19 protein-coding genes are annotated in these 23,391 nt (G+C 71.6%); 11 read left to right on the top strand and 8 right to left on the bottom strand.

The genetic code is table 11. From position 1 onward, the window contains the following. The first annotated feature begins 20 nt into the window (after positions 1-20). The 4 genes from ISP_RS13905 to ISP_RS13890 all read left to right on the top strand — a co-directional run bounded on the left by ISP_RS13905 (position 21) and on the right by ISP_RS13890 (position 4,988). Positions 21-812 carry a hypothetical protein gene (locus tag ISP_RS13905; protein WP_013224503.1) on the top strand — a complete coding sequence of 264 codons (792 nt, stop codon included), beginning with the start codon at positions 21-23 and terminating at the stop codon, positions 810-812. Between the two features lie 59 nt (positions 813-871). Continuing rightward, the gene (locus tag ISP_RS13900) at positions 872-1,501 is read left to right on the top strand and encodes a DUF998 domain-containing protein (protein ID WP_013224502.1); all 630 of its coding nucleotides are present in this window, start codon (positions 872-874) and stop codon (positions 1,499-1,501) included. Positions 1,502-1,686: 185 nt separating this feature from the next. Next, positions 1,687-2,877: a thiolase family protein gene (locus tag ISP_RS13895; protein ID WP_013224501.1), complete on the top strand. Its 1,191-nt coding sequence runs from the start codon at positions 1,687-1,689 to the stop codon at positions 2,875-2,877. Beyond that, positions 2,877-4,988 carry a 3-hydroxyacyl-CoA dehydrogenase NAD-binding domain-containing protein gene (locus ISP_RS13890; protein ID WP_013224500.1) on the top strand — a complete coding sequence of 704 codons (2,112 nt, stop codon included), beginning with the start codon at positions 2,877-2,879 and terminating at the stop codon, positions 4,986-4,988. The genes ISP_RS13895 and ISP_RS13890 overlap by 1 nt, the downstream gene beginning before the upstream one ends. On the opposite strand, the gene ISP_RS13885 is transcribed toward ISP_RS13890, so the two are convergent. Continuing rightward, positions 4,985-5,413 carry a hypothetical protein gene (locus ISP_RS13885; RefSeq protein WP_230468777.1) on the bottom strand — a complete coding sequence of 143 codons (429 nt, stop codon included), beginning with the start codon at positions 5,411-5,413 and terminating at the stop codon, positions 4,985-4,987. The genes ISP_RS13890 and ISP_RS13885 overlap by 4 nt on opposite strands. A 70-nt stretch (positions 5,414-5,483) precedes the next feature. On the opposite strand from ISP_RS13885, the gene ISP_RS13880 reads away from it, so the two are divergent. Both ISP_RS13880 and ISP_RS13875 read left to right on the top strand, forming a co-directional pair. Then, on the top strand, positions 5,484-7,019 hold the full coding sequence (locus ISP_RS13880) for a twin-arginine translocation signal domain-containing protein (RefSeq protein ID WP_013224498.1): 1,536 nt from the start codon (positions 5,484-5,486) through the stop codon (positions 7,017-7,019). Beyond that, entirely contained in the window at positions 7,013-8,113 is a 1,101-nt protein-coding gene (locus ISP_RS13875) for an alpha/beta hydrolase (RefSeq protein WP_013224497.1), read from the top strand. The genes ISP_RS13880 and ISP_RS13875 overlap by 7 nt, the downstream gene beginning before the upstream one ends. Positions 8,114-8,231: 118 nt before the next feature. On the opposite strand, the gene ISP_RS13870 is transcribed toward ISP_RS13875, so the two are convergent. The 3 genes from ISP_RS13870 to ISP_RS13860 are packed head-to-tail and all read right to left on the bottom strand — an operon-like array spanning position 8,232 to position 11,535. Beyond that, positions 8,232-9,356, bottom strand: coding sequence for a sensor histidine kinase (locus ISP_RS13870; RefSeq protein ID WP_013224496.1), 1,125 nt, complete (start codon positions 9,354-9,356; stop codon positions 8,232-8,234). Continuing rightward, positions 9,353-10,030 (bottom strand): response regulator transcription factor, encoded by a 678-nt coding sequence (locus tag ISP_RS13865; RefSeq protein WP_034284338.1) that lies wholly within the window; start codon positions 10,028-10,030, stop codon positions 9,353-9,355. The genes ISP_RS13870 and ISP_RS13865 overlap by 4 nt, the downstream gene beginning before the upstream one ends. A gap of 35 nt (positions 10,031-10,065) precedes the next feature. Further along, the gene (locus ISP_RS13860; protein ID WP_265049904.1) at positions 10,066-11,535 is read right to left on the bottom strand and encodes a PucR family transcriptional regulator; all 1,470 of its coding nucleotides are present in this window, start codon (positions 11,533-11,535) and stop codon (positions 10,066-10,068) included. A 131-nt stretch (positions 11,536-11,666) separates the two neighbouring features. On the opposite strand from ISP_RS13860, the gene ISP_RS13855 reads away from it, so the two are divergent. Genes ISP_RS13855 through ISP_RS13840 form a run of 4 tightly spaced genes read left to right on the top strand, consistent with a single transcriptional unit; the run spans position 11,667 to position 17,044 of the window. Beyond that, positions 11,667-13,112 (top strand): sodium:solute symporter family protein, encoded by a 1,446-nt coding sequence (locus ISP_RS13855; RefSeq protein ID WP_013224493.1) that lies wholly within the window; start codon positions 11,667-11,669, stop codon positions 13,110-13,112. Next, entirely contained in the window at positions 13,105-14,049 is a 945-nt protein-coding gene (gene speB, locus ISP_RS13850; protein ID WP_013224492.1) for an agmatinase, read from the top strand. The genes ISP_RS13855 and speB overlap by 8 nt, the downstream gene beginning before the upstream one ends. Next, on the top strand, positions 14,046-15,689 hold the full coding sequence (locus ISP_RS13845) for a thiamine pyrophosphate-binding protein (RefSeq protein WP_013224491.1): 1,644 nt from the start codon (positions 14,046-14,048) through the stop codon (positions 15,687-15,689). Before speB ends, ISP_RS13845 begins: the two co-directional genes overlap by 4 nt. Next, complete coding sequence (locus tag ISP_RS13840) at positions 15,686-17,044, top strand: gamma-aminobutyraldehyde dehydrogenase (protein ID WP_013224490.1); 1,359 nt, start codon at positions 15,686-15,688, stop codon at positions 17,042-17,044. Before ISP_RS13845 ends, ISP_RS13840 begins: the two co-directional genes overlap by 4 nt. A gap of 239 nt (positions 17,045-17,283) precedes the next feature. Here the strand turns inward: ISP_RS13840 and ISP_RS13835 are convergent, their stop codons facing one another. From ISP_RS13835 to dxs, 3 genes are all read right to left on the bottom strand, one after another. After that, a complete protein-coding gene (locus ISP_RS13835; RefSeq protein WP_014466848.1) occupies positions 17,284-17,589 on the bottom strand; it encodes a hypothetical protein in 306 nt (101 codons plus the stop codon). A 121-nt stretch (positions 17,590-17,710) separates the two neighbouring features. Continuing rightward, complete coding sequence (locus ISP_RS13830; RefSeq protein ID WP_014466847.1) at positions 17,711-18,721, bottom strand: LacI family DNA-binding transcriptional regulator; 1,011 nt, start codon at positions 18,719-18,721, stop codon at positions 17,711-17,713. A gap of 115 nt (positions 18,722-18,836) precedes the next feature. Beyond that, complete coding sequence (gene dxs / locus ISP_RS13825) at positions 18,837-20,750, bottom strand: 1-deoxy-D-xylulose-5-phosphate synthase (protein WP_013224488.1); 1,914 nt, start codon at positions 20,748-20,750, stop codon at positions 18,837-18,839. A gap of 175 nt (positions 20,751-20,925) precedes the next feature. On the opposite strand from dxs, the gene ISP_RS13820 reads away from it, so the two are divergent. After that, a complete protein-coding gene (locus tag ISP_RS13820; protein ID WP_013224487.1) occupies positions 20,926-22,395 on the top strand; it encodes an aldehyde dehydrogenase family protein in 1,470 nt (489 codons plus the stop codon). Positions 22,396-22,822: 427 nt separating this feature from the next. Here ISP_RS13820 and ISP_RS13815 read toward each other — a convergent pair whose 3' ends face one another. Continuing rightward, a complete protein-coding gene (locus ISP_RS13815) occupies positions 22,823-23,386 on the bottom strand; it encodes a TIGR03086 family metal-binding protein (protein ID WP_013224486.1) in 564 nt (187 codons plus the stop codon). Positions 23,387-23,391 lie beyond the last annotated feature (5 nt).

The raw sequence follows: 23,391 nt of genomic DNA, 5'->3' as shown, positions 1-23,391 counted from the left end.
CGCCGGTCGACACTGGAGGAGTGAAAGTTCTTCCGTGCGGCCATCTCGCGCCGGCCGCCGGGGCGCGTGTCTGCACCCACCTCACCACCGACAACGGACCAGCCTGCTTCCGCGTGCTCACCGGGATCAAGACCGACTTCGACCTGCTGTGCCAGGAGTGCGCCGACACGGCGGCACCGGAGCTGCTCGACGCGTGCGTCGGCTGCTTCGACCGCGCCGAGGAGCTGGCTCACCTCGGCTGGCGCGGCTCGCCCGAAGTCCTGCTGCGGGACCGCGAACTCACCGGGGCCTGGACGACGCGCTCCTGCCCGGTGCGCCCGCTGAACGACCGGTGCCTGGCGCCGGCGCCGGGCGGCTGGCTCGCGCTCACCGAAGCGGGTTTCGCCCGGATCGACGACGAGGACCAGTGGCTCCTCGGGCCGGTCGTGCTGCCCGAGGAGCGTGACGTCGAGCGGAACGACGGGCCGGAGCGGCCTCGCGGCCCCGTGCTGCACGTCTCGCGAGACGGGCGGTTCGCGGCGATCGTCTCGGACTACGGGCAGTTGGGCACCGACTCGCCGCTCCTCGACGGCATCGAGCTGCGCGAAGCCGCGACCGGGCGCCTGACCGGATCCTTCGCCGGGCCTTCCGGACGGATGTGGGCCCACGACGGCCTGCTCTACGTCGTCGCCGAAGCCCGGCTCGAAGTCTGGGACCCCGCCGAAGGCGCCCGGATCGGGCTCCTCGGAGGCTTCGCGCCGATCGCCCACCGCGACGGCGTCTTCGCCGAGCTGCGTAACGATCAGCTGAGAACTTGGACAACTCCGTGGTAACAAGCCTCACCCGTGGGCACCTGACCGCCGATTCTCCTTTGTGAACCCCCGGAGGCGGCATGACCACGGCGACCAGATCCCCGCAGAACACGCTCGTCCACTCGTACCTGTTCCTCCGGCGCGCGATCGGGCTCATCGGCCTGGCCTTGCCGGTCGTCCTCGTCCTCGGCAAGCAGCTCGTCCAGGGCGGCGACCTCATCGGCTCGCTGAGCGGCTACTACTACACCGACCTGCGCGACGTCCTCGTCGGCGCCATGTGCGCGGTCGGGGTGTTCCTCCTCGCCTACTACGGCCACGACTACGTCGACAACGTCGCCAGCACGGTCGCCGGGCTGGGTGCGATCGGGCTGGCGCTCTTCCCCACCACCCCCGACCACGACGTGACGGCGTGGGACCGCACCTCCGGCGTGCTGCACTGGGTCTTCGCGGCCGTGTTCTTCCTCTCCCTCGCCTACTTCTGCCTCCGCCTGTTCCCCCACGACGGCGAGCAGCCGCCCGGCACCGGCGTCGTCTACCGCGTCTGCGGGGTGGTGATCCTCGCCTGCCTGGTGCTGGTCGCCCTGGCCAAGTACCTCGACCTCGTGCCTTCGCTGCACCCGGCGCTGTGGCTGGAGAGCATCGCGGTGGAGGCGTTCGGCGTCGCTTGGCTCGTGAAGGGACAGACGATGGAGCCCAAGAGTGTGCCGTAGCCCACTCGGCCGGGCCACACCACTGGTTACCGACCGGTAACAAGGGCTATCGTGCGGCTGTGACAACCGGGGCTCCGCCCCGGGCCGGGGGCTCCGCCACCCGGACCCCCGACCGAACAAGCTGTCTACTTCATGGAGCATTCGTGGCCGCATCAGCAACGCCGCTCGCGCCGACCGCGCGAGGCGTGCGCAATGTCGCCTTCGTCGAGGGGGTCCGCACCCCCTTCGGCAAGGCCGGCGACAAGGGCATGTACGCCGGAACCCGGGCCGACGACCTGGTCGTCAACGCCATCCGCGAGCTGCTGCGGCGGCACCCCGAACTGCCGCCCGAGCGCGTCGACGAGGTGGCCATCGCCGCCACCACCCAGATCGGCGACCAGGGCCTGACCATCGGCCGCACCGCCGCGCTGCTGGCCGGGCTGCCGAAGTCGGTGCCCGGCTTCGCCATCGACCGGATGTGCGCCGGCGCCATGACGGCCGTCACCACCGCCGCGTCCGGCATCGGCTTCGGCGCCTACGACATCGCCATCGCCGGTGGCGTCGAGCACATGGGCCGGCACCCGATGGGCGAGGGCGTCGACCCGAACCCGCGGATCATCGCCGACAAGCTCGTCGACCCCACCGCGCTGGTCATGGGCCAGACCGCCGAGAACCTGCACGACCGCTTCCCCGCGATCACCAAGCAGCGCACCGACGCCTACGCCGCGCGCAGCCAGGAGCGCTACGCCGAGGCCGTCAAGACCGGCAAGATCGGCCCCGAGCTGGTCCCGGTCGCCACCCGCTCGAAGGAACTCGGCTGGGGTCTCGCGACCGAGGACGAGCCGCCCCGCCCGGGCACCACGGTCGAGCAGCTCGCCGGGCTGAAGACGCCGTTCCGCCCGTTCGGCCGCATCACCGCGGGCAACGCCGCGGGCCTCAACGACGGCGCGACCGCGTCGATCCTCGCCGACGAGGAAACCGCCCACGAGCTGGGCCTGCCGGTCGCCATGCGGCTGGTCGGCTACTCGTTCGCCGGCGTCGAGCCGGAGGTGATGGGTATCGGCCCGGTGCCCGCCACCGAGAAGCTGTTCAAGCGCACCGGCCTGACCATCGACGACATCGGCCTGTTCGAGATCAACGAGGCCTTCGCCGTGCAGGTGCTGGCCTTCCTCGACCACTTCGGCATCGACGACGAAGACCCGCGCGTCAACCAGTGGGGCGGCGCGATCGCCTGCGGCCACCCGCTGGCCTCGTCCGGCGTCCGGCTCATGACGCAGCTGGCCCGCCAGTTCGCCGAGCGCCCCGACGTGCGCTACGGCATGACGACGATGTGTATCGGTATCGGCATGGGCGGCACCGTGATCTGGGAGAACCCGGCGTTCGAGGGGGCCAAGTAATGACGTTCACCGCTGAAGCAGCGAAGGCCGCCTTCCCCGACGAGGTCGTCACCGAGGCGAAGACCCGGCTGGTCAAGGTGCCCGGGCTCGAGAAGCCCGTCGCGCTGATCACGCTCGACAACGGCCACGACCACACCCGGCCGAACACCTTCGGCCCACAGGGGCTCGTTTCCTTGAACGCCGCGCTGGACAAGGCGTTCGAGGCCGAGCCGGCCGCGATCGCCGTCACCGGCAAGCCGTTCATCTTCGCCGTCGGCGCCGACCTGTCCGGCGTCGAATCGGTGAGCGACCCCGAGCTGGCGCGCGAAATCGCCCAGACCGGGCACGACGTGTTCCGCCGCCTCACCGAGTCGAAGATCCCGACGTTCGGGTTCGTCAACGGCGCGGTCATGGGTGGCGGCCTGGAGCTGGCGCTCTCGTGCCACTACCGGACGCTGTCGGAGAACACCGCCGCGATCGCGTTCCCCGAGGTCTTCCTCGGCCTGTTCCCGGGCTGGGGCGGCACGCAGCTGCTGCCGAACCTGATCGGCGCCGACGCGGCCGTCACGGTGATCATCGAGAACGCCTTGGCGCAGAACAAGATGCTCAACGTCAAGCAGACGGCCGAGCTCGGCATCGTCGATGCCGTCTTCGGCTCGGCCGACTACCTCGAGCAGTCGCTGCTGTGGCTGGCTCGCGTGGTCAACGGCGAAATCACCCCGGAGCGCCGCGAGATCGACCGCGGCTCCGGCTGGGACGCCGCGATCGCCCGCGCCAAGTCCCTTGTGGACGGCCGCACGCACGGCGCTTCGCCGGGTGCGACCAAGGCCGTCGAGCTGCTGGAGCTGGCCCGCGCAAACGATCTGGACCGTGGCTACGCGGCCGAGACCGACGGCCTCGCCGAGCTGCTCATGTCCGACGTCCTGCGCGCCGGGCTGTACTCGTTCAACCTGGTCAACAAGCGCGCCAAGCGCCCGGCCGGCGCGCCGGACAAGTCCCTGGCGCGCAAGGTGAACAAGGTCGGCATCGTCGGCGCCGGCCTGATGGCCAGCCAGCTCGCGCTGCTGTTCGTGCGGCGGCTCAAGGTGCCGGTCGTGCTGACCGACGTCGACCAGGAGCGCGTCGACAAGGGTGTCGGCTACGTCCACGCCGAGATCGACAAGCTGCTGGGCAAGAAGCGGCTCTCCCCGGACGGCGCCAACCGGCTCAAGGCCCTGGTGACCGGCTCGCTCGACAAGGCCGCGTTCGCCGACGCCGACTTCGTCATCGAGGCCGTCTTCGAGGAGCTGGGCGTCAAGCAGCAGGTGTTCGCCGAGCTGGAGCAGCACCTCAAGCCCGAGGCGATTCTGGCGACGAACACCTCGTCGCTGTCGATCACCGCGATGGCCTCGAAGCTGCAGCACCCCGAACGGGTCGTCGGCTTCCACTTCTTCAACCCGGTGGCCGTGCTGCCGCTGCTGGAGATCGTCCGCGGCGAGCGGACCGACGACGCTTCGCTCGCGACGGCGTTCTCGGTCGGCAAGCAGCTGAAGAAGTCCAGCGTGCTGGTGAAGGACGCCTCGGCGTTCGTCGTCAACCGGCTGCTGCTGCGCTTCCTCGGCGAGGTGCTGGTCACCGTCGACGAGGGCACGCCGTTCGAGGTGGCCGACAAGGCCCTGGAACCGCTCGGCCTGCCGATGACGCCGCTGACGCTGATGCAGCTCGTCGGCCCGGCCATCGCGCTGCACGTCGGCGAGACGCTGCACGAGTCCTTCCCGGACCGGTTCACCGTGTCCGAGAACCTCGCCAAGTTCGTCAAGGCGGGCAAGAAGGGCGTCTGGATCTGGGACGCCCAGGGCAACGCCTCGGTCGACCCGGAGGTCGCCGAGCTGTGGACGCAGGGCGACCGGCCGTCCACCTCGGAGCAGGTGCGCGAGCGGGCGCTGTCGGCCATCGCCGAGGAGATCCGGATCATGCTCGACGAGGGCGTGGTCGCCGAGGCGCAGGACATCGACCTGTGCCTGATCCTCGGCGCGGGCTGGCCGTTCTGGAACGGCGGCATCACGCCGTACCTGGACCGCTCCGGCGTGTCCGAGCGCGTGAACGGCAAGCCGTTCCTCGCCCCGGGCGTGGCTTCGGTCCCGGCTCGCTAGTACTCGCCTTCTCGAGGGCACTTCGGCGGCGGCGCAGTGAGCTTCAGCTGCGCCGCCGTCGCGTCCGAATCGATCACCGTCACCCGCTCGGCCTTCCGGTAGCGGGCGTGCAGCTCCTGCGCCCACGCCTTCAGGTCGGTGCCCGGGACGGCGAGCAGGGAGACCGACGGCGGGTCGACGAACACCCGCCGGACCTTCGGGTCGCCGCGCAAGGACGGCACCGCGGCCCGCATGTCCTCTTCGGACGAATAGGTCACCACGACCGCCGCGCACAGCGTGTGCCCGGCCAGCGGAGCCGGGTTCGGGTCCACCGGCAGCTCGGGCGGCCGGACGAGCGCGGCGATGAAGAACGCGAGCCCGGCGCCGGCGGCCAGGGCCAGCGCACTCACCGGCACCAGGACGCGGGTCAGGGGCTTCTGCTCCACACCGAAGATCACAGCACACGTTGGCCGCCGGGACACCGCCCGTTCACCCCGGCGGCTTAGCGTCCGCGCGGTGACCACCGACAGACGCCGGTTCCTCAAGGGCGCCGGGCTCGCGGCCGCCGCCGCGGGCGTGCCCCTCCCGGCCCCCGCCTTCGCCGATTCCGACCTGAGCCGGGTGTGCGGCCGCTACCAGTGGCTGGTGGGCGACCACCACACGCACAGCCAGTACTCGTACGACGCGATGTACCGGATCGACCAGATCGCCGCCGGCGGGCGGGCGCACGGCGCGGACTGGATCGTCTTCACCGACCACGGCCACGCCGAGCACGAGAAGGCCTCGGTCGAACCCACCGAAGCCGACTTCCTCGCCGCCCGGCGGAAGTACCCGGACCTGCTGCTGTGGCACGGCATGGAGTGGAACGTCCCGGGCGCCGAGCACGCGACCGTGTTCTTCCAGGCCGGTTCGGGGCAGGCGGCCAAGCTGCGCGAGTTCGAGCGGAACTTCGATTGGCGGCTGACGAACTCGGAGGCGTCGAGCCCGGCGAACGAGGCCCTCGCGCTCCGGGCGTTGCGCTGGCTCGCCGCGGAAGAGCAGGCGCGGCGGATCCACGCCCCGGTCGTGCTGATCAACCACCCGCTGCGCAACGGCCGCGTCGCCCCGCACGAGCTGCGTGCCTACCGCGACGCCGCACCGGGCATCGTCATCGGCATGGAAGGGGCGCCGGGCGCGCAGGCGGACGGCTTCCCCAAGCCGCTCGGCAACGGCGGCGCGCGCGGCGGCTACGCCAACAGCCCCGGCCCGAACTCCTGGCCCGGCTTCCCGGCCGAGGCGTACCGGACGCACGGCGGCTGGGACTGGGCGACGGCGAAGGTCGGCGGGCTCTGGGACTCAATGCTGGCCGAGGGCAAGCCGTGGTGGATCACCACGAACTCCGACTCGCACTACAACCGCGGCGACACGCTGGTCCGGCCGGACGTGCCGGGTGACTGGTACGACACGCACGGGAAGTTCCCCGACCCCCTCGACACCGGCACGCCGCAGCTGCTCGCGCCGTACGCGGACTTCTACCCCGGCGAGTTCAGCCGCACGTACGTCGGCGTCACGCGGCGAAGCCTCGAAGGCGTCCTGGACGGCCTGCGGGCCGGACGGATCTGGCTGTCGCACGGCGGTCTCGCGCAGGACCTGCAGGTCGGCGCGTACGGCGGTGGTGCGTCGGCGACGCTCGGCGGCCGGCTGCGGGTGCGGCGGGGGTCGGACGTCACGGTCGTGGTTTCGGCGCGGCTCGCGTCGCGGCCGAACGGCGGCGGCTCGGTGCCGCGGCTGGCGCGCCTGGACGTCGTCGCGGGCCCGGTCACCGGCCCGGCCGCCGACCGCGACACGATGACGGCGCCGGGCACGCGGGTCGTGGAATCGTTCGAGCCGCGCTGGGCGCCGGGGCGGCAGGTCGGCTACCGGCACACCTTCCGGAACGTCCGGGAACCGTTCTACCTGCGGGTGCGCGGGTCGAACGGCGACGGCGAGCCGACGCCGGACGTCGTCGGGCAGGCGAACCCGTTCGAGGACTTGTGGTTGTACGCGAACCCGATTTTCGTGGACCTGTGCTGAATGGACTGTCCCGGCGGCTGCTCGTGCGGTCGATCATGGCCGGCTTGCGCTTCCTGCTCCGGCTGCCGTCGCCCGTACTGCGCGTGATCGCGGGGCGGCCGGTGGTGGTGGACAGCCGTCAGCCGGTCCCCACCGCCCGGGTGCTCATGCGGGTGGCGCGCTTCGCGCCGTTCGACGCGCCGCACCACAACGGCAGCCTTTCGCGGGCCCGGACCGAGCTGAACCTGGCGGGCGCGCTCGCCGGCGCCGGGATCTGCCCGGGCGTGCGGACCAGCGACGCTTCGTGGCCCGGGCCGGGCGGGCCGCTGCCGCTGCGGCTGTACGAACCGGCCGGCGTCCCGGCGCCGGGCCCGGCGATCGTGTACTTCCACGGCGGCGGGTTCGTCCTCGGCAGCCTCGACACGCACGAGGGCGCGTGCCGGCTGCTCGCCGAGGAAGCCGGGGTGCGGGTGGTGTCGATCGGCTACCGGCTCGCGCCGGAACACCCGTTCCCCGCGGCGGCGTCGGACGCGGTCGCGGCGTTCGCCCACGTGGTTTCGCACGCGGCGGAGTTCGGCGTGGACCCGGCCCGGCTGGCGGTGGGCGGCGACAGCAGCGGCGGCAACCTCGCGGCGGTGGTCGCCCACGCGGCGGCCCGCGGCGAGCTGTCCCGGCCGGCGTTCAGCCTCCTGCTCACCCCGGCGACGGACGCGCTCGGCGAGTCGGCGTCACACCGCCAGTTCGGCTCGGGCTTCCGCCTCGACCGGGACGAATGGGCCTGGTACCGCGCGCAGTACCTCCGCGACCCGGCCCTGTACCGGGACCCGCGAGCCTCGGTCCTCTACGACGAAAGCCTCGACGGCCTGCCCCCGACCTTCGTGGCCACCTGCGGCTTCGACCTCCTCCGCGACGAAGGCGAGGCCTACGCGGCCCGGCTCGCCGCCGCCGGAGTCCCCTTGGTCCACCGACGCCACGAAGGCCAGCTCCACGGCTTCGCCAACCGAGTCGGCGTGGACCCGGACGCCCGCGCAGCCATGCTCCACGCCGCCGGAGTCCTCCGCGCCGGCCTGGCCCTCAGCCTGGACCGTGATCAGGAAGACGACACGCGTGATTGAAGGGTCGACACGCGTGATTGAGGGGACGACACGGCGAATCGAGCGAGCCGCGGAGTGTCGACCTTCCAATCACGGGAGATGACTCTCCCACCACGCGTGCTGACCCGTCGATCACGGGTCAGTGGGCCGGGAGGTGGACCGTCACGCCGAGGCCGCCGCCCACGATCGGCTCGGCCGTCACCGTTCCGCCGTGCGCCGCCACCGCGGCCCGGACGATCGAGAGGCCCAGACCGGCGCCGTGGCGGGCCGTGCGGGCCACCCCGGCCCGGCGGAACGGCTCGAACAGCTCCGGCACCGCCGCCGGGTCGACCAGGCCGCCCGAGGAACGGACCCGCAGCATCGACCACCGCGGCCCCGGCTGCGTCACGACCTCCAGCCAGCCACCCTCGACGTTGTGGCGGACCGCGTTTTCCAGCAGGTTGCCCGCGATCCGCTCCAGCAGTGCCGGGTCACCGAAGGCCGACGCCGGCGGCGTCGTGAACGACGTCCGGATCCCGCGCTCCCCGGCTTCGCGCTGCACGGCACGCCATGCCCGGTCGACGAGCACTGCGAGGTCCACCGGCTCGTGCACACCGAGCCCGGCGCCGTCGGTGCGGGCCAGCAGGAGCAGCGAGTTGACCAGCTGGCCGGCGCGCTCGGTCGCGTCGCGGACCACCCCGCCCATCCGGCGCAGCTCGGCTTCGTCGGCGTCGTCGTCGGCCAGGGTGACGTCGAGTTCCGTGCGGATCACCGACAACGGCGTCCGCAGCTCGTGACTCGCGTTGGCGACGAAGTGGCGTTGCGCGTCGAACGCGGCCTGGAGCCGGTCGAGCATGTCGTCGAACGTGCTCGCCAGCTCGGCCAGCTCGTCGCGGGAGCGGATTTCGCCGATCCGCTCCCCCATCGACTCGACCGACAGCCGCCGCGCGGTGCCGGTGATTTCGCGCAGCGGCAGCAGCACGCGGGAGGTGAACGTCCACGCGAGGATCGCCGCGGCCGCGACGACCAGCAGGAACGCCAGCGACCCGAACAGCAGCATCCGGTCGCGGGCGTGCACGCGCAGGTGCTCGGCGAGCGTCGAGGCGTCGACCTCGACGCCGTCGACCACCACCGTGCTGCCCGGCGGCATCTGCGGGACGGCGTCGAGCGAGTCCCGCACCAGCGTCCAGGCCAGCCAGAGCAGCAGCAGGCTGACGGCGGCGACCAGCACGGTCGCCAGCAGGGTGATCCGGGCGCGAAGGGTGCGGGTGCCCGGCAGGTTCACGCGCGCGAAGCGCCGGGCTCCGGCACCCGGTACCCGGAGCCGACGACGGTCTCGATGATCCCCGGCTCGCCGAGCTTCTTGCGCAGCGTCATCACGGTGACCCGGACGGTCGTGGTGAACGGGTCGGCGTTCTCGTCCCACACGCGTTCGAGCAGCTCCTCGCTGCTGACGACCGACCCGGCGGCCTGCAGCAGGACCTCGAGGACGCCGAACTCCTTGCGGGTCAGCTCGACCGGCCCGCTCGCCCGCCGCACGGTCCGCTTGGCCGGGTCCAGTTCGACGTCCCCGGCGGTGAGCAGCGGCGGCGCGGCCGGCGTGGCCCGCCGGCCCAGCGCCCGCACCCGCGCGACCAGCTCGGGGAAGGCGAACGGCTTGGCGAGGTAGTCGTCGGCGCCGAGCGAAAGCCCCTCGACGCGGTCGGACACCGAACTGCTCGCGGTGAGCATCAGCACCCGGGTCAGCTCCCCGGACGCGACGATCTCCCGGCACAGCTCGTCACCGGACATCCCCGGCAGGTCCCGGTCCAGCAGCACGACGTCGTACCGCGTGACAGCGGCCTTCTCGTGCCCGTCGTCCCCGGTGAGCGCGACGTCCACCGCCATGCCCTCGCGGCGCAGGCCACGGGCGATCGCGTCGGCCAGGGGCTCTTCGTCCTCGACTACCAAAACTCGCACCAGCCCACAATCCCATATTTTCCTGAGAGTGCCCTTTAAGGACCGGGCGTCGCCCAGCGCAGCGCGAACCACAGCCGCATCCGCACCTCCGGATCCGCCAGATCCACCCCCAGCGCCTTCTCCACCTGGGCGATCCGGTGCCGGACGCTGTTGCGGTGGACGCCCAGCTCCGCCGCCGTCGGTTCCCAGCCGCCGTGGTGGGCCAGCCACGTCCGCAACGTCGGCACCAGGGACCGGTCCCCCGCGCGATCCAGCGCCACCAACGGCTCCAGCGCCTTCGCAGCGAACCCCCGGGAAGCGTCCGGGTCCAGGAGCGCGTCGAAGTCCAGCGGCTCGCTCCCGGCCACGATCGGCCGGCCGAGGGCGAGTGCCCGCGAGAGCAGCAGCTCCACCTCGGCCCCAGCCGAAGCCGCCCGGGCAGCGGGCCCCGGCGATCCCACCGCCGCAAGCCAGCCGTGTTCGCGCAGGTCCTCCAGCACCGGCCGCGACACCGCCCCGGCGACGGCCACGAAGGACGGCCCGGGCCGCACCGAGACCAACGGCGTGTCCAGCCGGGCCCGCAACCAGTCCGGGCGCTGGGCCACTTCGTCCGGGCCACGCCGGTACGCCGCCCCGGCGACCAGCCGGACGACCTCCGACCCCAGCAGCGAGCGGGCCACTTCCCCGGGAGACGTGCGGCCGAGCAGCAGGCCGGTGGCCGCCGCGCCCAGCTCGGCCGCGTCCGAGCCCGCGCGGCCGACGAGACCGAGCAGGGCCGCGCCGACGGCGAGGATCGCCCGCTCGGCGCCGTCGAGCCGCCGGGGCCGGCCGACGACCACCAGGTGCGAGGCCGTGGCCTGGGGGTACACCGGCTGGACGACGGCGAACCCGCCGTCGAGCTCGGTGGTCGCGCTCCGGATCCCGCTGCCCGCCCGCACGGTCGCCATCAGCTCCCGCACCGGGCGCGGCAGCGGCGAAGGCGCGTCGTGCGCCGAGGCCAGCACGTCCCCGGCGCCGACCAGGGCGACCCAGGACCGCAGCACCGCCGCCAGCGCCGACGTCAGCTCGCCGAGGCCGCCACCGGCGGCGCGCGTCAGCGTCTCGCGTGCCGCGGTGATCCGCCGCTGCTCCCGCTGCCCCGCCTCGGTCAGCGCGACCGAGACCGCCCGGTTGACCGCCAGGAACGGCGTGCGCGCGGGCACCACCAGCAGCGGCAGCCCGCGCCGCGCGCACGCCCGGCGCAGGGGCTCCGGCAGGGTCTCGTGCACCGTCGGGGTGAGGCCGAACCCCAGCGCCGTCACGCCGGCGTCGCGCAGGCCGCGCACGTACCGGTCGAGCTGCTCCGGCAGGTTGACGCCCGCGGTGAGGATCAGCTCGCCGCCCAGCAGGTAGGGGGCGGGGTCCTGCAGCTCGCTCACGTGGGCCCAGTGCACCGGCGCGTCCAGCGCGCCCGGCCGCAGCGTCTCGGGGACGACGTCGAGCGCGAGCTCCCGGTTGCCGAGCACGTCCCGTAACGGGACATTCACCTCCGTGGGCAAAGAATCCGCGATCGTGGCCATTTCGTCCCTAACAAAGTCGACTTGGGGACGAATCATCCCATGCCGAGGAGGTGGCGGGCGAACCTACGGTGACCCGAAACCGACGTGAGGAGGACACCGTGACCGGCGACTACGCGGTGATCGCGCTGTACATCGCGGGCATGCTCGGGGTCGGCTGGTACGGCCTCCGGCTCGCGAAGACGAAGTCCGACTACCTGGTGGCCGGGCGGCGGCTGGGCTGGTTCATGTACTCCGGCACGATGTCGGCCGTCGTCCTCGGCGGCGCGTCCACGGTCGGCGGCGTGAAGCTCGGCTACACCTACGGCATCTCCGGCATGTGGCTGGTGGTCAGCATCGGCGTCGGCATCCTGGTGCTGCACGCGCTGTTCGCGCGGCGGCTGGTGCGGCTGCGGGTCTACACCGTCGGCGAGATGCTCGACCTGCGCTACGGCGGCCGCACCAGCGCGGTGTCCGGCATCGTGATGTGGGGCTACACCCTGATGCTCACGGTCACCTCGACGCTGGCCTTCGCGACCATCTTCAAGGTGCTGTTCGCCCTGCCGAACTGGGCCGGGATCGCCATCGGCGGCTCGATCGTGGTGCTCTACTCGGTGCTCGGCGGCATGTGGTCGATCACGCTCACCGACATCGCCCAGTTCGTCATCAAGACCATCGGCATCCTGGCCATCCTGCTGCCGGTCGCGATCAGCTCGGCCGGCGGGTTCGACGGCATGAGCGAAAAGCTCGACGCGAGCTTCTTCAGCTTCACCTCGATCGGCACCGACACGATCATCACGTACTTCGTGATCTACACCTTCGGCCTGCTGATCGGCCAGGACATCTGGCAGCGCGTGTTCACCGCCCGCACGCCCGCGATCGCGACGTCCGGCGGCATCACCTCCGGCGTCTACTGCCTGGTCTACGGCCTCGCGGGCGCCCTGATCGGCACCGCCGCGCACGCGCTCTACCCGGACATCGCCAGCGCGCAGGACGCCTTCGCGACGATCGTCGAGCGGCTGCTGCCCACCGGCGTCCGCGGCCTGGTCCTGGCCGCCGCGCTCTCGGCGATGATGTCGACGGCGAGCGGCGCGCTGATCGCCTGCTCCACCACGACGACGTCGGACCTGCTCACCAAGCTGGGCCTCAAGAAGGGCGGCGAGGTCAGCCGCAACCGGCTCGCCACGCTCGTGCTCGGCCTGCTGGCCATCGGCATCGCGATGATCGTCGACGACGTCGTCAACGCCCTCACCATCGCCTACGACATCCTGGTCGGCGGCCTGCTCGTCGCAATCGTCGGCGCGCTGTTCTGGAAGCGCGGCACCCGGCAGGGCGCGTACGCGTCGATGGTCGCCGGCACGGTGTCCGTGATCGCCTTCATGATCATCGACGGCGTCGACGCCAACACCCCGATCTACTGGGGCCTCGGCGCGAGCCTGGTCGTCTACCTGGCGGTCAGCTTCGCGACGCCCCGCACGGACGCCTCGATCCTTTCCGTCTGGACCCGCCGTCTCGACGGCGAAGACACCCACCCCTCGATTCGGGAACAGGAGCCCACCAGTGCCTAACACCGGCCCCCTCGACTCGTCGCGCATCCCCCGGTTCGCCGGCTTCGCGACCTTCGCGCGGCTGCCGCGGATCGACCAGGTCGAGCGCGCCGACGTCGCCGTCGTCGGGGTGCCCTTCGACTCCGGCGTGTCCTACCGGCCCGGCGCGCGGTTCGGCCCGGCGGCCGTCCGCGAGGCGAGCCGGCTGCTGCGGCCGTACCACCCGGAGCTGGACGTCTCGCCGTTCGCCGAAAAGCAGGTCGTCGACGCAGGCGACATCGCGGTCAACCCGTTCAACATCGGCGAAGCGATCGAGACGCTGCAGCAGGAAGCCGAGGCGCTACAGGCGGACGGGACGCGGCTGGTGACCGTCGGCGGCGACCACACCATCGCGCTGCCGCTGCTGCGCGCCGCGGCCAAGAAGCACGGACCCGTTGCCCTGCTGCACTTCGACGCCCACCTGGACACGTGGGACACCTACTTCGGCGAGCCGTACACGCACGGCACGCCGTTCCGGCGGGCGTCGGAGGAAGGCATCCTCGACACGAGCGCGCTGTCGCACGTCGGCACGCGCGGGCCGCTGTACGGCAAGCGGGACCTCGAAGAGGACCGCCGGCTCGGCTTCGGCATCGTCACCTCCGGCGACGTCCTGCGCCGCGGCGTCGCCGAGACCGTCGACGCGCTGCGGCAGCGCATCGGCGACCGGCCGCTGTACGTCTCGGTCGACATCGACGTGCTCGACCCGGCCCACGCCCCCGGCACCGGGACGCCCGAGGCGGGCGGGATGACCAGCCGCGAGCTGCTGGAGATCCTGCGCGGGCTGCGCGACCTCAACCTGGTCGGCGCGGACGTCGTCGAGCTGGCCCCGGCCTACGACCACGCCGAGATCACCGCCATCGCGGCCTCCCACATCGCCTACGACCTGGTGAGCCTGCTGACCTTGGGGAAGGGCGAATGACGCGGATCGGCGGCGACGTCGTCGTCGAAACCCTGCGGGCGCTGGGCGCCGACACGGTGTTCGGCCTGCCCGGCCAGCACGCGCTGGGCCTGTTCGAGGCACTGCGGCGGGCCGGCGACCTGCGGGTGATCAGCGGGCGGGTGGAGAACAACCTCGCCTTCGCCGCCGACGGTTTCGCCCGCGCGCGGCTCGCCGCGAACCCGGACGGCCCGGTGCCGGTGACGCCGCTGGTGGTCTCGACCGGCCCGGGCGCGCTCCTGACGCTGGCTTCGCTGCAGGAGTCCCGCGCCGCCTCGGTGCCGGTGCTCGGGATCTCCAGCCAGGTCCCGGTCGCCGGGCTGGGCGGCGGCCGGCACGGCTACCTGCACGAACTGCCCGATCAGCAGGCGAGCTTCCGGGACGTGGTGAAGTCCGTGCACGTCGTGCGCCGCGCGAGCCAGCTTCCGACGGCCCTGCGGGAGGCGTGGACGTCGGCCGCGACCGCGCCCTACGGCCCGGTGTGGGTCGAGATCCCCCAGGACGTGCTGCTCGGCCCGGCCGGGGTCCCGCCGATCACGTCGGTGTCGGCCTCTCCTTTTCCGCTGGAACCCCTTCCGGAGCTGGTCACCGCCGCGGCGGACCTGCTGGGCGCGGCGTCGAATCCGGTGATCCTCGCCGGGGGTGGAGCGCTGCGGTCCGGGGCACACGCCGAGCTGACGGCCCTCGCGGAAGCGCTGCGCGCACCGGTGATCTCGACGTTCGGCGGCAAGGGCGTCTTCGGCTGGGACCACGAGCTGTCCGGGCGGTCGTGGCTGGAGGACTGGCACACCACGGAGTTCCTCGCTTCCGCCGACGTGCTCCTCGTACTCGGCTCCGGGCTCGGCGAGCTGTCCAGCAACTACCGCGAGTTCGCCCCGCGCGGCCGGGTGATCCAGGTCGAGGCCGACCTCGGCAAGCTGGAGTCGAACTACGCCGGGCTCGGCATCCACGCCGACGTGCGGCTCACGCTGCAGGCGCTGCTGGAGTGGGTGCCGATGCGGGCGTCCGACGGCCGGGCCGAGAAGGCGGTTTCTTCGCTGGTGTCCGCGGTGGAGTCCCGGTTGGACGGTCAGGACCTGGCCGCCGAACGGAAGCTGATCGACGACATCCGCACGGCGCTGCCCGAGGGCACGCAGACGTTCTGGGACATGACGATCGCCGCGTACTGGGCCTGGTCGGCGTGGAACCCCGAGGGCGCGCCGATCCACACGGCGCAGGGCGCGGGCGGGCTGGGTTACGGCTTGCCGGGCGCGCTCGGCGGCGCGGCCGCCGGCGGCACCACGTTGGCGGTGTCCGGGGACGGCGGCGCGATGTACGGCGTCGCCGAGCTGGCCACCGTGGTGCAGCACGGCCTCGACGTCACCTGGCTGATCATCGACGACGGCGGCTACGGCATCTTGCGCGAGTACCTCACCGACACGTTCGGCCACACCACGGCCACGGAGCTGACCCGGCCGGACTTCGTCGCTTTGGCCACCTCCTTCGGCGTTCCCGCTCGATTGTCTTCGTTGGACACGGTGGGCGCGGACCTGGCCGGCGCGCTGCGGACACCGGGCCCGTCTGTCGTCGTCCTGCCGGCCGTGCTGAAACTGTTCGCGCCGACCCACCTGGAGCAGGCATGACCCGCACGCTCGACCTGACCGACCCGGCGACCGGCGAGGTGTTCGGCACCAGCCCCATCGCCGAGCAGTCCGAAGTGGACATGGCGCTCGAATCGGCCGCGCAAGCGTTTGCGATCTGGCGGCGCAGCACCCCGGCGCAGCGGCAGCTGGCCCTGCTGAAGATCGCCGACACGCTGGAAGCCCGGGCGTCCGAGTTCGCCGACCTCGAAGTCCGGGAGACCGGCAAGATCCGGTCCGTGGTCCTCGACGAGGAGATCCCGGAGTGCGTGAGCGCCCTGCGGTTCTTCGCCGGAGCCGCCCGGCACCTGGAGGGCACCGCGGCCGGCGAGTACACGCCCGGGCACACGTCGGTGATCCGCCGCGAGCCGGTGGGCGTCTGCGCGCAGATCGCGCCGTGGAACTACCCGCTGATGATGGCGGTCTGGAAGATCGCACCGGCCCTGGCGGCGGGCAACACGGTGGTGCTCAAGCCGGCCGAGACCACCCCGTCGACGGCCGTGCTGCTGGCCCGCATCGCGGCGGAGTTCCTGCCGCCGGGGGCGTTCACGGTCCTGACGGGCGACCGCGACACCGGCCGAGCACTGGTCCGGCACCCGGCGACGGACCTGGTCTCGATCACCGGCTCGACCCGGGCAGGCATCGACGTCGCCACGGTGGCGGCCGCCGACCTCAAGCGCACCCACCTGGAACTGGGCGGCAACGCACCACTGCTGGTCTTCCCGGACGCCGACCTCGCCGAGGCAGTGGAGGGCATAGTGGGCGCGGCGTTCTACAACGCGGGCCAGGACTGCACAGCGGGCAGCCGGGTGCTGGTACACGAGTCGATCCACGACGACTTCGTCGCTTCGCTGGCGAAGGCCGCATCGGCCCAGACACCGGGCGTCGACTACGGGCCGTTGAACAGTGCGGCGCAGTTCTCACGCGTCGAGGACCTCATCGCAAGGCTGCCATCACACGCGCGCATCGAGACCGGCGGCACCCGGTACAGCTCTCGCGGGTTCTACTTCTCCCCCACGGTGATTTCGGGAGTGCGGCAGGACGACGAGATCGTCCAGGAGGAGATCTTCGGCCCGGTCATCACGGTCCAGTCCTTTTCGGACGAAGCCGCGGCGGTCGCACTGGCCAACGACGTCCCCTACGGACTGGCATCCTCGGTGTGGACGAAGGACTTAGCCGTCGCCGCACGGGTGACAGCGGAGCTGAACTTCGGCTGCGTGTGGGTCAACACGCACGGACCGTTGGTAGCGGAGATGCCCCACGGAGGCTTCGCCCACTCAGGCCACGGCAAGGACCTCTCGACGTACGCATTCACCGAGTACACCCGAGTCAAGCACGTGATGACAAGGTTCGCCTGATCGCCCGCGTGCCTTGTTTCGGCGCCGTTGATGGGCGTGCCCGTCGAGAACTAACCGCAAAGCCGGGTAGTTAGCTGTGGCAGCGTGCTGTCAAGCTGCCCGATTGGTCCGATTTCCAGGTGCTCGCCCCATGCCGTGAATGGCCCATTCAGGGACTAAGAAGCCGTGAATGGGCCATTCACGGCCGGCCGTTGACCGCTTGCGCGGCAGAGGAAAACCTTAAGTACCCGGCCTTGGAACTAGGTCTCCACAGAGTCGCCGCGCTCACGATCCGAGACATGACGACGTTGCCGAGGCACATCGACCGGCGGAGTCGCCGAGACCGCGGTGACGATGCACAAGATCTTCTCGGTCCACCTGATGAATCCCGAGACCAGATCCGTCATGGGCTTTCGCATCGACGGAACGAAATGTCCCACGACGAGGGCGGGAATCGCGCAGATTACCACCACGAGCATCGGCAGGAACGCCAACAAGACCGCCACCGAGCGCGCGAGCTGACCCCATGCTTCCGCATGTCTCAACGGCACCAAGGGAAACGGCATGGGAGCCTCCGCCGGACAAACCGGGCCACTCGGTCAAGGGAACGGCACGTGGACCGCCGGCCCGGCGGCGTCCACGCCACGTTGTCCATCGGCAATCGCAGCAGTCATCCGTCCGTGCGGTTCACGGACTGCTCCGGCACCCACACGATTCCCTCAGCACGAGCTTGGTCGAGAAGGTCTTCGGCAGCGCGTCAGCCCCGCTGTTCCGGATGCGGCGTTCGAGGTGCCGAAATGCGCAGTCGGCCAACTGTTCCATGGGCTGCTGAACAGTGCTCAGAGAAGGAACGCTGAAGCGGCCGCGCTCGATCCCGTCGAATCCCAGCACGGCGAGATCGTCCGGCACGCGCAGGCCCCGTTCGGCAGCCGCGCGCAGCACGCCCATCGCCTGCTCATCGCTGGTGGCGAAGATCGCGTCGGGACGTGCTTCTCTCGCGAGGATTTCCATGCCGGCACGGTAGCCGTCATCAAGACGGAAGGTGCCGTACTCGAGCGGTAACGTCGCCGGATCGATGCCCTGATCGACCAGCCCACGGCGCCAGCCCGCCACACGGGCGATCGTGGTCCGGGCGCTCTCCGGCCCGGCGACACAGGCGATCCGCGTGTTGCCGTGCCCCAGCAGGTGACCCGTCGCCAGATAGGCGGCCTGCTCGTTGTCCACCGTAATTTCCACCGCGTGTTCGTCGTCGAGACTTCGATCGAGGATCACGAACGGAACGGGGGCACGGTCGAGCTCCGCTTCCAGAACTGTCGAACCCGGCACCGGAATGACGATGAGCCCATCGACTTGGCGATCGAGCAGCGTGCGGACGTACCGCCCTTCCCGCTCCGGGTCCTCCATCGCGTTGCCGAGCAGGGTTGTGTAGCCGAAGTCGAAAGCGACGCTCTCGATGGCGCGGGTCAGGTACCCGAAGAACTCGTTCGACGAGTCCGGAGTGACCACCCCGATGGACATCGTGCGGTTCGTTCTGAGCGAGCGCGCCACGGAGTTCGCACGGTAGCCCAATTCGCTGATAGCGGCCTGGACCCGCTCCCGTGTCGCCGGCGCGACGTTGCGCGGGCCGTTGTTGACGACGTAGCTGACTACGGCTTCGGAGGTGCCGGCCCTCAGTGCGACATCACGACGAGTAACCATTTCGATCACCCTTTGGAATCGACACGTGTCGTCTACACGCGTTGATTACGCTACGCCGCAAGCTGATCGACATCTAGTGACTTGAGGTCACCACTCGGTCACAGGCTCACTGCACTCAGCTGCGGTCGGCGTTCTTCTTCACCGGCTCTTCCGAAGTGCCCAGCCGGCCCGAGGCCCACTCGGTAACCCGCCGAGCCACATCCTGAGCAGTCAGCCCGATCCGCCCCAGCACCTCATCCCGGCTCCCCAAATCATGGAAAGCCTGAGGCACAGCCAAATCCCGCAGAGGAACATCACACTCGGCATCCCGGAACATCGCGGCCAAAGCCGACCCGAACCCCCCATGCCGCCCACTGTCTTCCACAGTCACCACAAGCTTGTGCTGCGAAGCCAACGCAACCAACTCTGCAGGAACCGGAAGCACCCACCGAGGATCCACCACGGTCACCCCGATCCCCTGATCAGCAAGCCGATCCGCAGCAGCGAGACCCAGCGTTGCAAAGGCCCCGACCGTCACGAGCAACACGTCGGCACCTTCACCAGGACGACGCAGCACATCGACCGTGCCGATCCGCTCCACAGCCGCCACATCCGTGCCGACCTTCCCCTTGGAGAACCGCAGCGCAGTCGGCCCGTCGGCAACAGCAACCGCCTCGCGCAGCTCCTCCCGCAGCGTCCCCGGATCACGCGGCGCCGCCACCCGCATCCCCGGCACCATGCCGAGCAGCGAGAGGTCCCACATGCCGTGGTGGCTCGGCCCGTCCGGCCCGGTGATCCCGGCCCGGTCCAGCACCAGCGTCACCGGCAGCCGGTGCAGAGCGACGTCCATCAGCACCTGGTCGAACGCCCGGTTCAGGAACGTCGAGTAGATCGCGACGACCGGGTGCAACCCGCCCATGGCCAGCCCCGCCGCCGAGGTGACGGCGTGCTGCTCGGCGATACCGACGTCGTACCAGCGGTCCGGGAACGCCTCGGCGAACTTGTCCAGCCCGGTGGAACGCAGCATCGCCGCAGTGATCGCGACGACGTCCTCACGCTCGGCGCCGATCGCCGCCAGCTCGGAGCCGAACACGCCGGTCCAGCTCGGGCCCTTCACCGGCGGCAGGCCGGTCTCCGGGTCGATCGGGTCGGTCTGGTGCATCTGGTCGTGCTCGTTGTTGACCGCCGGCGCGTAGCCGTGGCCCTTCTCGGTGACCACGTGCACGATCACGGCGCCGCCGAAGGTGCGCGCGCTGTGCAGCGCCTTCTCCAGCGCCACCTGGTCGTGGCCGTCGACCGGGCCGAGGTACTTCAGGCCCAGGTCGGAGAACATCGCCTGCGGGCTCAGCGCGTCCTTCAGGCCGGCCTTCGCGGCGTGCAGCGCGGCGTAGATCGGCCTGCCGACGACCGGGGTGTGCTTGAGGATCTCGCGGCCGCCGTCGAGGAGCCGCTCGTAGCCGGGCTGCAGGCGCAGCGCCGCGAGGTGGTCGGCCAGGCCGCCGATCGTCGGCGAGTAGGAGCGGCCGTTGTCGTTGATCACGATGACGACCGGGCGGTCCTTGTGCGCGGCGATGTTGTTGAGCGCCTCCCAGCACATGCCGCCGGTGAGCGCGCCGTCGCCGACGACGGCGATCGCGTGCCGCCCGCCGCCGGCCAGCTCGAACGCCTTCGCCAGGCCGTCCACGTAGGACAGACCGGACGACGCGTGGCTGCTCTCCACCCAGTCGTGCTCACTCTCCGCGCGCGACGGGTAACCGGTGACCCCGCCGGTCTGGCGCAGCAGGTCGAACCCGGCCGCGCGGCCGGTGACGAGCTTGTGGACGTACGCCTGGTGACCGACGTCCCACACGAGCGCGTCGCGCGGCGAGTCGAACACGCGGTGCAATGCCAGGGTCAGCTCGACGACGCCGAGGTTCGGCCCCAGGTGGCCGCCCGCCCGGCGCACCTTGTCGACGAGGAAGTCCCGGATCTCGGCGGCCAGTTCGCCGAGGTCCTCGACACTCATGCGCTTCAGGTCCGCCGGCCCGCTCAGGGACTCCAGCATCGTCACTCGTCTCCACCTCACTCGCTCGGTTCCGGCCAGTCTACGGAGACCCGCCAGGGCGGGACCGCAGGCCGCGTCCGGCGTCACAACCGGAGCGCAACCGCCGGTCAGCACCCAGGGTGAACCTCGTCTCCCGGCGTCGCTGTGGCGGTCACGCGGCGTGGCCACGAGAATGGGCCGCATGGCGGATTTCTTCATCGGAGGCGAATGGGTCGATGCGGTGGACGGCGGCCGGCGGGAAATCCGCTGCCCGGCCGACGGCTCCCTGGTCGCGACGGTCGCCGAGGGCACCGCCAAGGACACCGAGGCCGCCATCGCGGCGGCGCGCCGGGCCTTCGACACCGGCCCCTGGCCCGGCACCCCCGCCCACCTGCGCGGGGACCTGCTGCTGCGGGCGGCGGACCTGCTGGACCGCGACGCGGAGGCGTTCGCCCGCGCCGAGTCGCTCGACACCGGCAAGCGCCTGGTCGAGAGCCGGTACGACATGGCCGACATCGCCGCCTGCCTGCGCTACTTCGGCAAGCTCGCGGCGCAGGACGCCGGGCGCGTCGTCGACACCGGCAGCCCGGACGCGATCAGCCGGATCGTGCACGAGCCGGTCGGCGTCTGCGGGCTGATCACGCCCTGGAACTACCCGCTGCTGCAGACCGTGTGGAAGATCGCGCCGGCGCTGGCCGCGGGCAACACGTTCGTGCTCAAGCCGAGCGAGCTGACCCCGCACACCGCGATCCTGTTCCTGAAGCTGCTCACCGAGGCGGGCCTGCCGCCGGGCGTGGGGAACCTGGTGCTGGGCGCGGGCGCCGAGGCCGGCGCGCCCCTGGCGTCCCATCCGGACGTCGACCTCGTGTCGTTCACCGGCGGGCTGGCGACCGGTCGCGGCATTGCCGCCGCGGCCGCCGGGACGGTCAAGAAAGTGGCCCTGGAGCTGGGCGGCAAGAACCCGAACGTGGTGTTCGCCGACGCCGACTTCGAGACCGCGGTCGACTACGCGCTGACGGCGGTGTTCCTCCACTCCGGCCAGGTGTGTTCGGCGGGCGCGCGGCTGATCGTGCAGCGGGAGTGGCACGACGAGTTCGTCGGCGAGCTGGTGCGCCGGGCCGAGCGGATCCGCCTGGGCGGCCCGTTCGACTCGCATGCGGAAACCGGCCCGCTGATCTCGGCGGCCCACCGGGAGAAGGTCGAGGCGTACGTGGCGGCGGCGCTGGCCGAGGGCGCGGTGCTGCGCACGGGCGGCCGCCGTCCGGACGACCCGGCGCTGGCCGACGGCTTCTACTACCTGCCGACCATCCTCGATCAGGTGAAACAGGGTTCGTCGGCGGTGGTCGACGAGTCGTTCGGGCCGGTACTGACGGTCGAGACGTTCACCGACGAGGACGACGCGGTCCGCATCGCCAACGACACCCACTACGGCCTGGCGGGAGCGGTGTTCACGAACGACGCTTCGCGGGCGCAGCGGGTGGCGGCGCGGCTGCGCCACGGGACGGTGTGGATCAACGACTTCCACCCGTACCTGCCCCAGGCCGAGTGGGGCGGCTACAAGCAGTCCGGCTTCGGCCGCGAGCTGGGCCCGACGGGGCTGGCCGAGTACACCGAGGTCAAGCACATCTACCAGAACCTCCGGCCGGCACCGCAGCGCTGGTTCTCGGGCTGAGCGCCCGGTCCGCGCCTCATGCTGCCTCCACCGCGAGGCAGGGAGGCCGGAGTGGACCAGAGACGTTGCCGGGAGTAACACGCCTCCAGCCGGCGGCGAAGGTGGTCCCGGGGCCTGGTGCCGCTGGCGTCGGGAGTGGCGATGACGGCAACCGGCCTCGCGGCGGCGTTCGCGGTGCGCCGGGCAGGCTGAGGCCCCTGCAGCGCTCTGCTCGCGACCAGCCGCCTCGGCTGGGTGGCGATTCGGGGCGCGCCGGGCATGCCGAGGCCACCGGGAGCGCTCTGCTCGCGGCCGGTGGCCTCGGCCGGGTGGCGGGGCCGGGTGGGGTTCGGGGCGCGCCGGGCAGGCCGACCCGGGGCAGCCCGGGCACATGCGGCACCCGCAACGTGCCGAGCAAGCCGAGGTTCCCGCCGCGACCGGCTCCGCCCTACCCGTTCACCGCCTTCCGGCCCAGGAACGCCGCCAGCTCATCAGCCGCCGTGGCGTCCCGGGGCGGTGGGAGCTCCGGCCCGAACGGGCCGCCCGGCTGCCGCGGCGTCGCGGCGAACCGGGACCGCCACTGCTCCAGCGCCCGGGCCGCCAGCTCGGGCGCCAGGTCCGTCGGCCGTCCGGTCGCGTCCGCGATGTCCCAGCCGTGGGCGAGGTACTCATTCACCCGCATGTGCACCAAGAACACCCCCGGCACCTCACCGAGCGGCGTCGTCACCTGCCGGGAAAACAGCCCCGGCGCGGCCAGCACCGCACGGGCCGCCGTCACCGATGCGGCGAACGCCTCGACCGGCGCCGAACCGAGGTAGTCACCGTCCGGGGCCGGTGGGCCCGTGCCCGCCCAGAAGGCCACCTTCGCGTTGCCGTGCGCCAGGTGATTGATCACCGCGCGCACGTCCCAGTCCGCGCACGCCGTCGGGAGCGCCCACTGGTCGGCGCGGACCGCGGACACCAGCGCACGCACCGTCGAAGCCGCCAGGTCGAACTCGTCGAGAGGAGTCATGCACC

It is taken from the genome of Amycolatopsis mediterranei (assembly GCF_026017845.1).
In the GTDB taxonomy this organism is placed as follows: domain Bacteria; phylum Actinomycetota; class Actinomycetes; order Mycobacteriales; family Pseudonocardiaceae; genus Amycolatopsis; species Amycolatopsis mediterranei.
This window is presented reverse-complemented; position numbering and strand designations above follow the sequence as displayed.

Excerpts from the sequence above, each read along its gene's own strand:
- ISP_RS13830 (WP_014466847.1), bottom strand. The coding sequence starts at position 18,721 with ATGGTTACTCGTCGTGATGTCGCACTGAGGGCCGGCACCTCCGAAGCC.
- ISP_RS13815 (WP_013224486.1), bottom strand. The coding sequence starts at position 23,386 with ATGACTCCTCTCGACGAGTTCGACCTGGCGGCTTCGACGGTGCGTGCG.
- ISP_RS13900 (WP_013224502.1), top strand. The coding sequence starts at position 872 with ATGACCACGGCGACCAGATCCCCGCAGAACACGCTCGTCCACTCGTAC.
- ISP_RS13820 (WP_013224487.1), top strand. The coding sequence starts at position 20,926 with ATGGCGGATTTCTTCATCGGAGGCGAATGGGTCGATGCGGTGGACGGC.
- ISP_RS13840 (WP_013224490.1), top strand. The coding sequence starts at position 15,686 with ATGACCCGCACGCTCGACCTGACCGACCCGGCGACCGGCGAGGTGTTC.
- ISP_RS13890 (WP_013224500.1), top strand. The coding sequence starts at position 2,877 with ATGACGTTCACCGCTGAAGCAGCGAAGGCCGCCTTCCCCGACGAGGTC.
- ISP_RS13835 (WP_014466848.1), bottom strand. The coding sequence starts at position 17,589 with ATGCCGTTTCCCTTGGTGCCGTTGAGACATGCGGAAGCATGGGGTCAG.
- ISP_RS13845 (WP_013224491.1), top strand. The coding sequence starts at position 14,046 with ATGACGCGGATCGGCGGCGACGTCGTCGTCGAAACCCTGCGGGCGCTG.